Below are 16,099 nucleotides of genomic sequence, written 5' to 3' on the forward strand. Positions count from 1 at the left end.
GCTCCTTAATGTTTAATAATTTTACTCAAGAATTTTTTTGCACGTTCTTCTTTTGGATTGTCGAAAAATTCTACTGTTGTATCATCCTCAAGAATTTGACCATCAGCCATGAAAATAACACGATCGGCTACTTCACGAGCAAAGCCCATTTCATGAGTTACAACAATCATTGTGATCCCATCATTTTTAGCGATATCTTTCATAACTTTTAAAACATCGTCAATTGTTTCAGGATCTAATGCAGAAGTTGGTTCATCAAATAATAGCGCCTTAGGTTTCATAGCTAGACTACGGGCAATGGCAATTCTTTGCGATTGTCCACCTGATAACATTCTAGGATATGATTGTGCTTTATCATCAAGTCCAACTGTTTTTAATAAATCCATTGCGATTTTTTTATTTTCAGCTTCATCCCGTTTTAAAACTAAACGTGGTGCAAGCATAATATTTTCTAAAACAGTTTTGTTTTCGTACAAGTTAAAATGTTGAAATACCATCCCAACATTTTTTCTGATTTTATCAATATTCGTTTTCTTATCTGCTAAATCAAAATTATCAACTAATAGTTGCCCCTCGTTAACTTGCTCTAAACCATTGATAGTTCTGATTAATGTACTTTTTCCAGAACCAGATGGCCCGATAATAACGACGACTTCGCCTGCTTCAACTTTTAAATTGATATTCTTCAATGCGTGAAATTTATCGTAATATTTCTCCACATTTTTAAATTCGATCATTGCCATACTCTCAATCCCCTTCTCTTAACTCTTTTATTCTTTTTTGTGATACTTTAATTATACTACCAAATGGATGTTTAATTGCAGTCTTTTTTAAATGTACCATATAATCACAAAAAAAGTGATAGCAATGTAGTTATTTGCTATCACTTTTTTACTAATTTTCTTTTTCTTTATAGGCAATTTGAACTTTAACGTGAAATTTATGTGATTCTTCAATAACTGATGATCGACCAGCAACCTTCTGATTACCACCATAAATAGTTGCTGTTGCTAAGTAAATATCATATTGTTCTTTAGCCGTTTCAATATCAGATAAACCAACATGGGTTAGGCGACCAATCAATTGTTTATCAATCTGATTCATTCCAGCGTAAACATTCATTTTTTCGTCTTCTATTTTTAATTCAAAAAATGGAAAAGCAACGGGCTGTGCTAACTCTGACACTGGTTTTCCTGTTTTCTGAATTTCTTTTATAATAGCATCATCTGACAATCCATCATAATCAAAATCTGAATACTTAACTTGCTTCATTTGATCAGCAATTTTTTGAATACTTACTTTTTCGTTTCTATTTGTCCTAAGTGTCGCTGGCATCAGCATTTTAGAATCAAATAGGCCATTCGTTTGAACATAACCTGGTTGCATTCGGCGACGTTTATCTCCTTCAATTTCTTCCTTAGGCGGTCCGCCCAACAATTTTTCAATTTTCGGTGAAGGATCAAATTTAGTTGTTTTATTTGTAAAATAATGAATAACATTTAAAACAATAAAATATAATAAAACAAAAAAAGCAAGAATAAACAAACTACCTCTAACATAATAACCATTTATGAAATATCGTGATGCGATATACAATAAATACCAATTACCAAGAAAGCCTAAAACAGTATAAATTCTATTTTTTAATTTTAAATTAACATTAATAAACCCTAAATAATGGTTTGCTAAATCTAGTAAACTAAACATTTATTTACCTCCTAATCCTTAGTCTGTATTTGTCGTTTCTGCACTGGCTTTGGCTTTGTCAGTCGTTACCGTTTTAGTATTCTTCACGCTACTACTTGTGCTTGTTGCCGAGCTAGCTTTATCCGCATTTGTATCAGTATCTGTACTTGTATCAGTTGTGTCATCGGTACTTGTTTCCGCGCTCTTATCATCCGTTGTATTATCGGCACTTGTACTTGCTGATTTGTTTGATGTTTCATCGGCAGCACTTGAACTACTAGACTCATCTTTTGAACTTTCTGATGAAGAGGACGAATCAGAAGAACTCGTCTCAGAAGATGAACTTACTTCTTTGGAACTCGAATTATCGTCTACTTTAGGTTTAGTTTCCGACGGTGATGAAGCTACTGAAGAAACTGTTGCTCCTTCGTTTGTATTCGTTGTTTTGTTAACAACAACGTTAGTTGCGCCCAATGCAAGTACGATAGAAACAATTGCAAAAGGTGTTATAAATGGTGGCGTTCTATATGCCATTAACTCTCACTCCAATTTTGTACTTTTTCCATTAAACCATTTGTTATTGAAGTTTATTCGAAGATAAACTTAATTTTTCGATAATTTTTTTTGGCATTCATCACAAATCCCATGTAATTCAAATTTATGTTCTTCTATTTTGTAACCTGGTAACTGTTTTACAAAATAATCTAGCGGACAGCTATCAAGTTCAACCACCTTACTACAAGAAGTACAAATAAAATGATGGTGATGTTTGTGACTAAAATCACATTGATATTTTACACAGGCTCGTTCACCATTCATCCGTTGCTCAACAAGACCCATTTCTTTAAATTCTTTGATATTTCGATAAATTGTATTATGACTCATCCCTGGATATTTATTTCTCATATAGTCATCCACAACTGTAACGTCAACATAAGCTTCCTCATACTGACTTAAATACGTTAATAAACTTTTTCTTTGTTTCGTAATTTTATATTTATTTTCTTTTAGTATATGCAATGCATCATCAATTAATTCAGTCAAAAGGCTTATCTCCATTTCTAAATAATAATGGTTACTCTTTAAGAAGAATACCATATCAACTAAAAAAAGCAATCACTCTTAACCTAATGATTGAATTAACTGATCAATCTGTTTCTTTGCGTCAACTAAATCGTCATTAATAATGACATGTGCTATACCTTCAAGATCTGCTGGAAGTTTCATGTCTCGTTTTGCTTCACCAGAATCTAAGCGTAAACTTCGATTTCGAATCGTATCTCCCCGTTTAATTAACCGATCTTGTAATATCTGATTATCCGATACAGACAAATATAAGACAACTGTTTCTTTTGGTAATTCTTTTGAATACGTGATGGCACCTGCCGTATCGAGTACAATTGTCGCATTTTTTGCCTCTGACCAAGCAGCATCTATCGCTTCTCTTGATGAACCATAGTAATGGCGATCATACTCAACATGTTCTAAATAATGAAAATTAAAAAAAGTTTCATCGGATTCAAAATAATAATCGCGACCATTTTTTTCATTAACTCTTGGTTGCCTAGTTGTGTGAGTAATCACCTTTTTGGCATCAAATTGCTTGGTTAGATAGTCTCTAATCGTCGTTTTACCTGTTCCCGGAGCACCCGTGATCACGAATATTCGTTTTTGCATTAAATCATCCCTTTATCGTTTTTAGACTTCTTCATATTATTTAAAAAATTTTTGGTTAATATAAAACAAATGACTTGCATTCATTTTATGTACGTACTATACTAAGCTTCTACTAAAGAAAGTAGAATGCGCTTTCATGGTAGTAAGATATAGAAATACGGAGGATACACACTTATGAAATTTGGAACATTTAGTAAAAACTGGTATACGATTTCTTTAGACACTGAAAAACAAATCTTTATTGCTAGTTCAAAAAATAATCCAGCCATTTCAGGTTCTGGGGTAACAATCGAAACAGCCGTTTCCAACTTATCAACAGAAATGAAATATGTTCAATCTGGACAATTTGTATAGAGGGTAAATGTGAGCTCACGCACATCAACCCTTTTTTATTTGGACTTTTTTACCGATTAAACCTTACCATCAATCGCTTAATGGGTACGTATAATAAACTAACAATGATAATTGTCGAGATTGAATTAACAACAGTTGCAGGTAAACTTAAAAACGCCTGAACAGCGGCGACATTAAAACTAACACCTTTAATCATTGCTTCACCAATCGAAACTAAATATGATGTTCCTATTTTACCAATTCCTGCCGTTGCAGCAATAATGATAATCCAATATTTACCATGATAATTTTTTAATCCTTTCGTAACAACCGTAATTAGTAATGCAATAACCACTACTTCTAGTACAGTAAAATATGACGTATCTGCATAACCATTCAAAATATCAAATAATCCCAGACCAATCGCTCCTGCAATTGTGCCATAACTAAACCCTAAAAAAATCACGGCCAATGCTGCTAGTGAATTACCGAAATGAATAAATGGTTTTCCCACCATAGCTGGGATTGGTATTCTAAAAACTGAGATACCTATATAAATAATTGCCGCAAATAATCCCGCTAAAATAATGCTTCTTAATCTTTCATTTCTCATTTTATTTTTCCATTCTATCGTTAATATCGGGTAAAATACTCATAAAATTAACCCCTAACCTTTGATCAAGTCCTTCATTATCAGAATTACTCATCGCTTTCCATGTTACTTCTACTGCAAATTCCAATGCTTCCCTTAGTGAATGACCATTCATTAACTCACCCACTACGCAGCTTGCTAGCAAGTCTCCTGTCCCAAAATAATGATTCTCACGTTGTTCTTTTAATACCCAACCTGATTCGCCTTCTTTTGTTAGAAAAACAACACCAATTTGATTTTTCTGGTTTGTAACTCCTGTAATTATAACCGCTTTTAAATTTAATTTCTTTAATAAACGTGTTAGTAACTTTTTAATTTCTGCCTCGCTAGGATTTTCCTGATAATTACAGTCTGCCAATAAGTAAGCCTCTGTTAAATTGGGTAAAATTAAATCTGCTTGCGTTAAACATAACATGCTTAATTCTTCTACATAGTCGTTTGTCAGTCCTGAATATAACGTGCCGTGATCAGCCATAACTGGATCAATAACGGTGAGTGCTTTATCATCAGATAACCTATCTAGTAGAATCCCCATCATTTTAATACTTTCTGCCGTCCCTAGATAGCCCAAATATGCGCCCGTAAATTGAACTGGAATAGTTGCCCAGTGTTCTTCAAAAGCTTTTATAAATGGTGAGATGTCTACCTTCATTGGTACTCCAAATCCACCTGTATGACTACTTAATAACATTGTTGGCAATATTGTCGTCCGTTGTTGATAACTAGCTAAAACAGGAACCGCAATCCCTAATGAAACACCACCAACACTAGATAAATCTTGTGCAATCAATAATTGTTTCATTATTCCACCTTCTTCATTTGAAGTTATTTAATTCATTATAAAATGAATACGCCAGAATAGCGATATTTAGTAACCATTTAAAAATAAAAAACTGTTGAAAAATTAGCACTAGGCTAGTTCCTCAACAGTTCAACTATTTCTTCAATTCAATTTTATTTTGTCGACCAATCGCATGTTTTAACATAAACGGTGCTACGATAGTTGAAATAATAATTACCATGATAACTGCCGAATAGTATTCCGTCGACAACAAGTGTGCGGTATACCCAATTTGGACAATAATCAAAGCCATTTCGCCACGAGAAATCATCCCCGCACCGATTACATATGCACTATTTAAATCAAATCCAAGTAACCTAGCACCTAATCCACCACCTAGTAATTTTGTGAGGACGGCCAAAATCGTTAAAATAACGATAAACCAAATATTTTTCATAAATCCATCAAATGACATGCTTAATCCAATACTCGTGAAAAACATTGGAATAAAGACTGCATAACCAATTGGTTCAATATTGGCATCAATTTCTTTTTTATACGGTGTTTGTGCCACTGCAATTCCTGCAAAAAAGGCACCAACAACAGCACTTAACCCCACTAAGTCAGCTAAGTAGGCCATACCTAGACAGATAACCAGTGACATAATCGTAATCGATGAGCCAACTAATAATCGTTCACTTAATCTCATCAAGAAAGGCGCCACCCACTTGAATAGGATTAAAATACCAATGAAGTAAACAAATTCTAATAAGAAGCCAATCCAAATGTTAGCTTGTGCGCTATCACCGGTACTTGTAATATTACCAAATACACTAACTAATACACTTAAAATAACAACAGCTAAGATATCATCCACAACGGCCGCACCTAGGATTGTTGCACCTTCTTTTGAATCTAATCGTTTTAATTCTTTCAAGACTTCGACGGAAATACTAACTGACGTTGCCGCAAAGATAACACCTAAAAATAAAGCCGATTCAAATCCAAAATTATAAATTCGACCAAAGTAATAGACAACTAAGATAGGGAAGACAACACCTAAAGTCGCAACTGATAAGGCCGGTTTTAAATACTTTTTAAGTAGATCTAAATCACTTTCTAATCCCGCCATAAACATTAAAATAATCACACCAATTTCTGCGAACATCGCAAATAAATGATCTGAATGGACCCAATTCAACATTGCTGGTCCAAGTAAAACACCAACTAATAATTGCCCGATAACACTAGGAACACCAATTCGTGTGCTGACATGACCCGCAATTGATGTTGCCACTAATACTAAACAAATCGTTCCTAAAAATGCCATTATTTCTCCTCTCACTTGTCACTATCTATATTAACCATAACATACATTAAAAATAAAAAGCAGCAAATTCCCTCTCGGAATTCACTGCTTATGATTCACTTAATTAAATTAAGCTTCTTCACTGTTAAAAATATATTTTGCTGCGAATGCTGCAATAGCACCACCAACTAATGGTGCAAGAATAAATACCCAAAGTTGTGAAAGTGCATCGCCACCGGCATAAAGTGCAGGTCCAATACTACGAGCAGGGTTAACTGAAACCCCTGTAAGTGGTAAACCAACAAAGATAAGTACTGTTAATGTTAAACCAATCACAAAGCCAGCAATATTACTGTTACCAAATTTTTCACTCGTAACCATCAAAATAATAAAGATGAATAAGAATGCGAATAAGGCTTCAACGAAAAATGCCATACCACCAGGAATTGTTGCATAACTATTTGAACCAAAACCATCAGCAACTTTTGATGTATCTGTCATTGATGAAATAATCATCTTAACCACGCTAGATGCTACAATCGCACCTAAGATTTGACTAACCCAGTAAGCAACCATATCAGTCAATGACATGCGCTTGTTGATGTACATTGCTAATGAAACAGCAGGATTGATGTGTGCACCTGAAACAGGTCCAATAGCATAAACCATCAATGTAATAGCTAAACCAAATGCAAGTGCAATAACAAGTGGGCTACCGTTACCTAACGTAACTGCCCCTGTACCAAATAATACCAAGAAAAATGTGCCGATAAATTCAGCAATATAATTTTTATAATTCAATTTTAAATCCCCCTATATTAGTATCTCTTAATTATACACATAACCATAAACTCATTTCAATTATTTTTTTATTTTTAATTTTTGAATTAAAACCCATGCTGTAATTGGAACCGCTAGAATAACACCTATAATAGAAAATAAAATCATTATTAATTCTGCAACAAAAATTTTATCATTTATAATATCTGCGAATGTAGCATGCGTCTGTACTAATAAAATAAATAGCGCTAAAAAGCCACCAAAGAAACCAAAAAATAGTGTATTAAACGTTGTTCCAATAATATGTTTACCAATACTAATACCAGCTGCGTATAACTTTTTTAAATCAATTGTTGGTGTTTGTTCAATAATCTCATTTAAGCCAGCCGAAATTGCAATCGCACCTTCAGCAATTGCGCCTAAAGTACTAAAAATAGCTGTTGAAATCGCTATTTGCATAAAATTAGCGCCTACTAATAACGAAAATGCTTCTATTTCTTCACTATCTTCTGCACCAAAACCTTGAACTGCAGCAAAATGTTCAACTGGAATAATCAAAAGAACGAGAATAACCAGAACAATTAACGAAGCATAAAAAGCAGTTTCAGTAACTTGCACATTATCATCACCAAGAAAAATCGTAATAGCTAAAATAATAATGCCATTAATTAGGGTCACTGCTACCGGCGGAAATCCTCCCGTAATTAAAATAATCGTAAAAAATAACATGATAAAATTAAAAAATAAGCTTAAAAATGAACGAACACCATTCATTCCTCCAACAATGACCATTAAGACAAATAAAATGGCACTTAACCAACCAATTGTAATCATAATGTGTCATCCCCTTTGATTAATCGACTTGCAAAAAAACTTGCGACAGGTATCGCAATGACAATCCCAATACCGCTGATTAATGTTTGGACAACTCCTAAAGCCATGGTCCATGAAAAAGTATAGCCAATTGTATTGGTCGTTCTAAAGTACAAAACGGCAAGTGGGAAAATGTCAGCAATAAAAATTAAGAATAAGACGTTAATTAATGGTCCCATAATCGATTGTCCAACCTCACGTCCAGATTTAAAAAGTTCTTTCGATGAAATAGTTGGTTGTTCTTTTTTTAATTGAAATAGTGTTGCAACGATATCTGTCGATTCATCCATGACAGCCCCTAGAGAACCTAGTAGTGTGGCAGCAAGGAATAGTTCCTTTGGCGCTTGCGTTGCATAAGATAGAGCTTCGTAATGCATCCCTTGATCATTTGTCAGTTTTAAAATAATGACACTAATGATTAACGATAAACTAGTTCCCGTCAAAGTTGCCAATAACGTGACCAGCATCTGTCGATTAAAGCCAATTACCAAACTCAAGGTCAGTACTGCAAATATTAGAGCAATACCTGCGAAAATCCAAAAGAAGTTCGTAATATTAACGAATATTTCAAATTTAATGGCTAAAAAGAAAATAATCATATTTAAGACGATACTTAATACAGCAATCATGCCACTAAACTGCATAAATCCTACCAGCATACTAACGGCAATCCAAATTAATATGGCCACGACGACATCTCGTTTGAACCCATCAATAATACCAGTTAATCCACTTTTATGAGGATTAATCGTTACAAATACTTGATCATTTTTCTGGTATTTTTGATCATTTGCGCGAGATGAAGAATATGTATTTGGTAGTCTTATTTTTTGCCCTTTATACTTACCATTCATCACAGTTCCAAATAATTTTTGTTTAGTCTGTGTATCTTTATTTTCAAATTCATCTGTTACTTTTTCAGTTTTTTCATCCTTAACCTGTGTTATTTTAACAATCGTATCTGAATACAGTGCTTGATCAAATTTAACACCTATTACGAGTATGCCACCGATAATAATCGTTAGAATTAAAATAATGTTCTTCTGAAGTAACTTTTTCATGGGTTCACACCTCATTTATTATTAATACACTTCCACCAGTTTAACATTTTACAACAAAAAAAGTCCGACCAAAGGCCAGACTTTAATCTATCTTATTTTAACTTTATAAAGCTTTGAAACAGCTAACTATTATCTACTTAATAGACATGTCACGATAAAATAATGTCGTTCCATATGGGTTAATGTGTAATCCGGATGCATCTGGGTTCAATAAGTAGGCCATTGCACCTTGGAAAACAGGTACTGTATAAGCATCTTCTTCGACCAATTGCTTTTCAGCATCAATCAAGCTATTCCAACGTTTCGTTGGATTTGTTGCAAATTCATTTTTAGACTGATCGATATCTTTTAAATATTGTGCATTTTTGTAATCGGTATTTAAATGATAAGCGCCACCATCATTAATAAAGTTAATTGGATCAGCATAATCTGGTGTCCATGTCCCATAAACGATATCAAATTGGTAAGCCGTTGTTGCTGCTAATCGCGATTTAATTGGAATATTACGTGCGTTAATTTTTAATCCAGGTAAGTTACTCTCTAACTGCGCTTGCAAGTATTCAATCACTTGTTTAGCTTCTGGCGTATCAGAACCCAATATTTCAATTGTTAAGTCCTTCTTACCGATCTCTTTAAGTCCTTTTTCCCATTCTGCTTTAGCTTCTTTTTTATTAAAAGCAAGCAAGTCTCCTGCTTCTTTACGGTAATCTTCCCCATTAATCGGATTTGACACAAATTTAGCTGGGACGATTCCATTTAATGCAGATGAACCATCATTAAGAATTTTGCTAGCTAATAATTTTTTATTAAATCCTAGCGCAATTGCTTTACGAATATGTTTATTACCAGTTGCCTCACGCTTAGTATTAAAACCTAAATAACCAATCATTGGTGTTTTACGTGTTGCGAACCCTTTTTCATTCTTATATTGTTTAACATAATCATTTGCTAACATTGAGAAATCAATCTTCCCTGTTTGATATAACTTGCCAGCAGTTGCACCATCTTTAACAACTTGAACGTCAACTTTAGCTAACTTAACTGATTTAGCGTTCCAATAACTGGTATTTTTAACATATGACCATTTGTTATTAGTTCCTTCCCAATCAGTTAATTTATAAGGACCATTCACAATCATATGTTGTGAATCCGTTGCATATTGACTACCTTGTTTTTTAACGTAAGCTTCATTTTGAGGTACAAATGGTGCACCCGTTAATACTTCTGGTAAATAGCTAATTGGTTGTGCCAGAGTAACTTCTAATGTTGTTTTATTCAGCGCTTTAACACCTAACTTATCAACGGCCATCTTGCCATTTCGGATAGCAAACCCATTTTTAATAATATCAATTCGTTGTGAATTAGGTGATGCTGTTTTAGGATTTGCTAGTTTTTGCCAAGCGTAAACAAAGTCATTTGCTGTAACAGGAGTCCCATTTGACCAGTTCTCAGCTCTTAATTTATAGGTGTAAACTGTTTTTGCTTTGTTAACCGTCACACTTTTTGCTGCAGCTAACACTGGTTTATTTTTTTGATTATACGTATACAATCCTTCATAAACGTTTTGTATTGCTTCAACACTAAATGTATCACTGTATTTAGTAGAATCTAAAGTGCCTAATTGATCAGTTACAGCCACTTTTAATATGTTATCGTCTTTCGTCGCTGTTTTTGAACAAGCAGCTAGCACCCCTATAAACATGATACTTAAAACTACCGCAATTTTCCTTCTCACTTTAGACACTCTCCTTTTTTAGTTACCTTAATGTGATTAACTTTACCTAGTTACTTATTTTTTGTCAATAAAGACGTATCATTTCAACCAACTTTACATTTAAGCTATACTTAACCCAGTGTCTTACTCAATTCTGAAAGGAAGTTTTTGACTTATGAAAAATAATCAATTTGCTAACTATACACCTACTTTTGAGACACAAATAAAAGAACTTAAAGCTATTAATTTGTATATAGCCTCCGAAACCAATCCTACACATTTATTTGAACAATTACTCAATAAAATTCTCATCGACTATCAAACAATCGGTGCGAAACAACAAAAAATGATGTCCTTATTAGCGACAGAATCCATTTCTGTTTATGAATTTTTTACTACAAAAAAGGAATTAACACCTGTTATCTTTTATAATGTTGCATTACAGTTACTAGAATTTGAAGTCGATGTCGATTTCAAAATTGATGACCCATTTACGGCAATGGCTAAAATTCAGTTACCTTCTATTGAAATTATTGAATCCGTTAATGATTTTTGGTCCGCATGGTATCTCTTACTGACAACACATACCAAAAATGGCCAAGTCTTCACAGATACACTAGCAAATAAAGGGTACTTTGTTTCATTTTATAAAGATGCGAAACCTTTATTTTTCAATGGAAAAGCGCAACCTGTTTTTGATACAACTAAACTGATTCGTGAAGTCGTCTACGTTGAAGCCCCATTAGATACTGACCAAGATGGTCAACGTGATTTATTAAAAACAGAAATTTTAAGACCACTAGTTACATCCGGACTAAAAGTACCTATTCTTTATACAGCAAGTCCTTACAATCAAGGCACAAATGATGATTCTGAATTAATGCGCAACGTTGATATCCCGCTTACCGAAAAACCAGTTACTGAATTAACTGAATCTGATATCACCTATAACTATCAGAAATCCAACTTACCCGAACCACGATCAATCCTCTCAGAATCAACAGAAACTGAGCAAACCTTTAGCCGTGAATCTTCGTATACATTCAACGATTACATGCTAGCTAGAGGATTTGCAATCGTCTATGCAGCTGGTATTGGTACTCGAGAATCAGATGGTATTCGTACTTGTGGGAGTGTTGAAGAAACGGTATCAACCGTCGCCATTATTGAATGGCTAACGGGACATCGGCAAGCATTCACAAATAAACTCGATAATCGATCAATTAAAGCCACTTGGAGTAATGGTAACGTTGCTATGACTGGTAAATCTTACCTTGGTACGCTTGCTACTGCAGCTGCAACAACTGGTGTATCCGGCTTAAAAACAATCATTTCTGAAGCCGCTATTTCAAGTTGGTATGATTATTATCGTGAAAATGGACTAGTCGTCGCGCCTGAAGCTTGCCAAGGTGAAGATGCAGATGTTTTAGCTGCGCTTTGTTTAAGTCGCCAAAAAGATGCCGCCGACTACGCTAATATTCAAGACTACTTTGACAAAGTTATGAATCGATTATCTATAGGACAAGACCGTGCATCTGGTAATTACAATAAATTTTGGGATGAACGTAATTATTTAAACCAAACTAAAAATATCAAAGCAAATATTGTTATGGTCCATGGTTTAAATGATTGGAACGTCAAACCTCGCCAAGTTGAACAACTTTGGCAAGCATTACGTCCTTTACCTATTGTTAAAAAATTATTCTTACACCAAGGTAAACATATCTATATCAATAACTTTCGCTCATTAGATTTCACTGATATGATGAATTTATGGTTATCAAATCAACTTTATAATATCGAAAATGGTGCTGAGACACTTATTCCCAATGTCACCATACAAGATAACCTAGAAGCTGAAACGTGGCACACTTATGATGATTGGGCAGACCCGGATTCTCCTACCCAATCCTATCATTTCCAACAAAATAAATTAACACAATCAGTCACATCAGATGCTCACCAATTTGCTACTTTCAAAGATAACTTACCAACTGACCTTTTTAACAACTACGTCAGAGATAATCATCTTTGGAATCAAGCTTTAGTTTCAACTAAAGAAACAGAAATGGCTAAAAATAGAATCCAATTAATCTCAGAACCATTAACAGAACCGCTGTTTATTTCCGGTTCTGCTCACATAAAATTGTCTGTTGCAGCACTACAAACAAAAGGGCTCATTAGTTGCATGCTTATCGATTATGGTGAAGAAAATAGACTCACCCCCGTGCCATCCATTCTCAAACGAAAATCTTTAGATATGGGATTTCATTGGCGTGAAGATGATTTGGTTGAATTTACTAAAAATCCCACAAAAACTCCTTGGAAAATGATTTCCAAAGGTCATATCAATTTACAAAATAGGACAAATCGTTATCAAAATGATTCTGTCCTTCCAGGAACTTTCAACACAGTAGATTTTGATTTACAACCAACTGCCTATCACATTAAGGAAGGTCATCAGATTGAATTAATCATTTACGCAACAGATTTTGGGATGACTTTACGAAATAACGATTCAGATAGTTATACTATTAACTTAGCTAATTCGCGTCTTAAAATTCCTTATCAATCTGTTAGTACAGTATCATTATTCTAAATAAAAAAGAAAATCATCAAAAAAATTATTGATGATTTTCTTTTTTTATTTATCAATATCTACGTATTAAGTAATGAGACAATTCGCACACAAAAATAACTTTAATAAATCCAACAATCAAAAATGGTAAAATACCTATTAAAAATGCTTGTTGCATCGAGGTTTGTTGGTAAACCATTAACCAGATTGCTCCTAAAACTAATTGCACACTAGCACCTAATAAATTCCCCATGTACAACTGCCAACGACCATTACCATACCATTTTAAAAACAGCCCCGTTAAGATAATATAGGCTAAAAAACCAAATAAATAACCACCTGTTGGTCCAATTAAAGAAAAAAGTCCCGAATGAAATCCAGCAAAAACTGGGATTCCTATTAATCCTAATAGGAGATAAATGCCCACCGCTTTTAATCCTTCTTGAACCGGTCTCAAACTCGATAATAATCCGATAAAAATGGTTTGTAACGTTAACGGGATTGGCCCCAATGGAATGGTTAACTGGGATAAAACACCCAAAACGGCTGCTAACTCTGCTGCTATAATTAATTGTTTTAACTGTTTATTTTGTCCCATTTGTTAAGCCTTCCACATTCACCTTTGTAATTTCACCAGCCATATAAGTCGTTATTTGCCCATTTTTATCTCTCAATACCAACTGTCCATCATCTTTAATTGTTTCAACTGTACCAATAATTTCTTGATGACCACTTTTTAAAGTAACTGTCTGTCCAATAACTAGTGACCGTTTACGATAATCATTCATGAAGTCACCATTTTGGTAATTCTGATAGATTTGGATAAATTGATTGGTAATTTCAGCAATCAACTCATTCCGTGTGACATTATTCGATTCATCAATTAATGAACCCACTTTATCTTGTAACTCTGGAGATAATTTTTTAAGGTCTGTTTTAAAATCTAGCCCAATCCCTATAACTAAGCTTGTCACTTGCTGCGTTTCAAAATCTGTGACAGCCTCCGTTAAAATCCCGCAGACTTTTTTATTTTGATAATAAATATCATTCACCCACTTTATTTGTGGTTGAATTTTCAATTTATTTTCTAAAGCATAACTAACCGCCATGGCAGTTGCTGTCGTTAGCTGACCAACATCTTTGATAGGTTGATCAATTCTCAATAAATAACTGATATAAATCCCAGTCTCTTCTGGTGATTCAAATGTTCGACCAAATCGACCATATCCTGCTGTTTGACTATTGGCCACTATTAACAGTGGACCCTGTATATCGGGCTGGCTTGAACGCTCTTTCGCCAATACATTGGTAGATGTCACTTCATCAAATAATTCAATTTGCATCATGTCAGTTGTTAAATAAGATTGAATTAGTTGTGCGTTCAACTGATTACCATCATTTAGACTATATCCTTTTTGTGGAATCGTCTTAATGTCAAAACCCTGCTCTTGTAAACTCTTAATAGCCATCCAAATAGCAGTTCTCGAAACGCCAAGTTTTTCAGCCAATAGTTCTCCCGAAATAATAGTATCTTGTTGTCCAGCTAATATTTTTAGAATACTGTCTTTAGTTTTCATTTTACACCGTTAACCTTTTAATTTTATTAGTTAACATAACTTTAAGCTAACTCACTAAAATATGCAACTAACACTCTTAAAAAAATACCATCCTCACTTTCATTCTGGTAAATAATCATAAAAGTGCTATGATTAATCTATTCTTAAGAAATTAGGTGGATTAATATGGCATACGGAACGAAAATTATTACGTTAGATAATGGTTATCATCTCTGGACTCATACTGAAGGACAAGGTGATATCCAACTACTTTGTCTACATGGTGGGCCTGGTGGTACACATGAATATTACGAAAATTTTGCTGAAAAATTAGCACCTCTTGGCGTTCAGGTTTCAATGTATGACCAACTCGGTTCATGGTATTCTGATCAACCAGATTTTACTAAACAAGAAAATGTTGATAAATTTCTTAATATTGATTACTTCATTGATGAAGTTGAAGAAGTCCGTATTAAATTAGGTTTAGATAACTTCTACCTAATTGGTCAATCATGGGGTGGTGCTCTTGTTCAAGAATACGCCTTAAAATATGGTGACCATTTAAAAGGTGCTATTATCTCAAGTATGACTGATGATATTAACGAATATTTAGCAAACGTTAATGCTATTCGTGCTAAAGAATTGGATGCTGATGCGCTTGCCTACATGCAAGAATGTGAAAAAAATAACGATCTTGATAATGACCGTTACCAAGGTTATGTCGATATTTTAAATGACGGCTATGTTGATCGTAAAAAGCCAGCCCAAATTTCTCATTTAGTAAGCACAATGGCTGAACCCGTTTATAATTACTTCCAAGGTAACAATGAATTCGTTGTGACTGGTAAATTAAAAGACTGGTCTACTCGTGACCGCATTAAAAATATTACTGTCCCAACATTAATCACATTTGGCGAACATGAAACAATGCCTTTAGCAACAGCTAAAAGAATGTCAGAAACAATTCCACATGCTCGTCTTGAAACAACTCCTGAGGGTGGTCATCATCATATGATCGATAACGCTCCTGTTTACTTTGATCATTTAAGTACCTTCTTATCAGATGTTGAAAACGACAATTTTAAAGATTAAATTAAAA

At 34.1% G+C, this 16,099-nt stretch carries 17 protein-coding genes; 3 read left to right on the forward strand and 14 right to left on the reverse strand.

Going from position 1 to position 16,099, the window contains the following annotated elements; translation table 11 throughout:
• Window positions 1-5 precede the first annotated feature (5 nt).
• From AC1RPR_RS00520 to AC1RPR_RS00540, 5 genes are all read right to left on the reverse strand, one after another.
• Window positions 6-743, reverse strand: coding sequence for an amino acid ABC transporter ATP-binding protein (locus tag AC1RPR_RS00520; protein ID WP_409021667.1), 738 nt, complete (start codon window positions 741-743; stop codon window positions 6-8).
• A 151-nt stretch (window positions 744-894) separates the two neighbouring features.
• Complete coding sequence (locus tag AC1RPR_RS00525) at window positions 895-1,707, reverse strand: DUF6681 family protein (RefSeq protein WP_481760931.1); 813 nt, start codon at window positions 1,705-1,707, stop codon at window positions 895-897.
• Between the two features lie 18 nt (window positions 1,708-1,725).
• Window positions 1,726-2,220, reverse strand: coding sequence for a hypothetical protein (locus tag AC1RPR_RS00530; RefSeq protein WP_481760932.1), 495 nt, complete (start codon window positions 2,218-2,220; stop codon window positions 1,726-1,728).
• Window positions 2,221-2,289: 69 nt separating this feature from the next.
• Window positions 2,290-2,730 carry a Fur family transcriptional regulator gene (locus AC1RPR_RS00535; RefSeq protein ID WP_409021670.1) on the reverse strand — a complete coding sequence of 147 codons (441 nt, stop codon included), beginning with the start codon at window positions 2,728-2,730 and terminating at the stop codon, window positions 2,290-2,292.
• 78 nt (window positions 2,731-2,808) lie between these two features.
• Window positions 2,809-3,363 (reverse strand): guanylate kinase, encoded by a 555-nt coding sequence (locus AC1RPR_RS00540; RefSeq protein ID WP_481760933.1) that lies wholly within the window; start codon window positions 3,361-3,363, stop codon window positions 2,809-2,811.
• Between the two features lie 174 nt (window positions 3,364-3,537).
• Here AC1RPR_RS00540 and AC1RPR_RS00545 point away from each other — a divergent pair, with 174 nt between their 5' ends.
• A complete protein-coding gene (locus tag AC1RPR_RS00545) occupies window positions 3,538-3,717 on the forward strand; it encodes a hypothetical protein (protein ID WP_409021673.1) in 180 nt (59 codons plus the stop codon).
• A 49-nt stretch (window positions 3,718-3,766) separates the two neighbouring features.
• Here the strand turns inward: AC1RPR_RS00545 and AC1RPR_RS00550 are convergent, their stop codons facing one another.
• The 7 genes from AC1RPR_RS00550 to AC1RPR_RS00580 all read right to left on the reverse strand — a co-directional run bounded on the left by AC1RPR_RS00550 (window position 3,767) and on the right by AC1RPR_RS00580 (window position 10,887).
• Window positions 3,767-4,309 (reverse strand): ECF transporter S component, encoded by a 543-nt coding sequence (locus AC1RPR_RS00550; RefSeq protein WP_481760934.1) that lies wholly within the window; start codon window positions 4,307-4,309, stop codon window positions 3,767-3,769.
• A gap of 1 nt (window position 4,310) precedes the next feature.
• Window positions 4,311-5,150, reverse strand: coding sequence for a pyridoxamine kinase (locus tag AC1RPR_RS00555; protein WP_481760935.1), 840 nt, complete (start codon window positions 5,148-5,150; stop codon window positions 4,311-4,313).
• 133 nt (window positions 5,151-5,283) lie between these two features.
• Entirely contained in the window at window positions 5,284-6,459 is a 1,176-nt protein-coding gene (locus tag AC1RPR_RS00560; RefSeq protein WP_481760936.1) for a cation:proton antiporter, read from the reverse strand.
• A gap of 108 nt (window positions 6,460-6,567) precedes the next feature.
• Window positions 6,568-7,239, reverse strand: a complete 672-nt coding sequence (locus AC1RPR_RS00565) for an MIP/aquaporin family protein (RefSeq protein WP_481760937.1) — start codon at window positions 7,237-7,239, stop codon at window positions 6,568-6,570.
• A gap of 60 nt (window positions 7,240-7,299) precedes the next feature.
• Window positions 7,300-8,052 (reverse strand): YibE/F family protein, encoded by a 753-nt coding sequence (locus tag AC1RPR_RS00570; protein ID WP_481760938.1) that lies wholly within the window; start codon window positions 8,050-8,052, stop codon window positions 7,300-7,302.
• Window positions 8,049-9,152 carry a YibE/F family protein gene (locus AC1RPR_RS00575; RefSeq protein ID WP_481760939.1) on the reverse strand — a complete coding sequence of 368 codons (1,104 nt, stop codon included), beginning with the start codon at window positions 9,150-9,152 and terminating at the stop codon, window positions 8,049-8,051. The genes AC1RPR_RS00570 and AC1RPR_RS00575 overlap by 4 nt, the downstream gene beginning before the upstream one ends.
• Before the next feature lie 133 nt (window positions 9,153-9,285).
• On the reverse strand, window positions 9,286-10,887 hold the full coding sequence (locus tag AC1RPR_RS00580) for a peptide ABC transporter substrate-binding protein (RefSeq protein ID WP_481760940.1): 1,602 nt from the start codon (window positions 10,885-10,887) through the stop codon (window positions 9,286-9,288).
• A gap of 154 nt (window positions 10,888-11,041) precedes the next feature.
• On the opposite strand from AC1RPR_RS00580, the gene AC1RPR_RS00585 reads away from it, so the two are divergent.
• Window positions 11,042-13,465 carry a Xaa-Pro dipeptidyl-peptidase gene (locus AC1RPR_RS00585; protein ID WP_481760941.1) on the forward strand — a complete coding sequence of 808 codons (2,424 nt, stop codon included), beginning with the start codon at window positions 11,042-11,044 and terminating at the stop codon, window positions 13,463-13,465.
• A 52-nt stretch (window positions 13,466-13,517) separates the two neighbouring features.
• On the opposite strand, the gene AC1RPR_RS00590 is transcribed toward AC1RPR_RS00585, so the two are convergent.
• Window positions 13,518-14,042, reverse strand: coding sequence for a biotin transporter BioY (locus AC1RPR_RS00590; RefSeq protein WP_481760942.1), 525 nt, complete (start codon window positions 14,040-14,042; stop codon window positions 13,518-13,520).
• Entirely contained in the window at window positions 14,029-15,021 is a 993-nt protein-coding gene (locus AC1RPR_RS00595) for a biotin--[acetyl-CoA-carboxylase] ligase (protein ID WP_481760943.1), read from the reverse strand. The genes AC1RPR_RS00590 and AC1RPR_RS00595 overlap by 14 nt, the downstream gene beginning before the upstream one ends.
• Window positions 15,022-15,186: 165 nt before the next feature.
• On the opposite strand from AC1RPR_RS00595, the gene AC1RPR_RS00600 reads away from it, so the two are divergent.
• A complete protein-coding gene (locus AC1RPR_RS00600; protein WP_481760944.1) occupies window positions 15,187-16,092 on the forward strand; it encodes a proline-specific peptidase family protein in 906 nt (301 codons plus the stop codon).
• The last annotated feature ends 7 nt before the right edge of the window (window positions 16,093-16,099 follow it).

The organism is Dellaglioa sp. CoH-57-MRSF-22, from assembly GCF_056781895.1.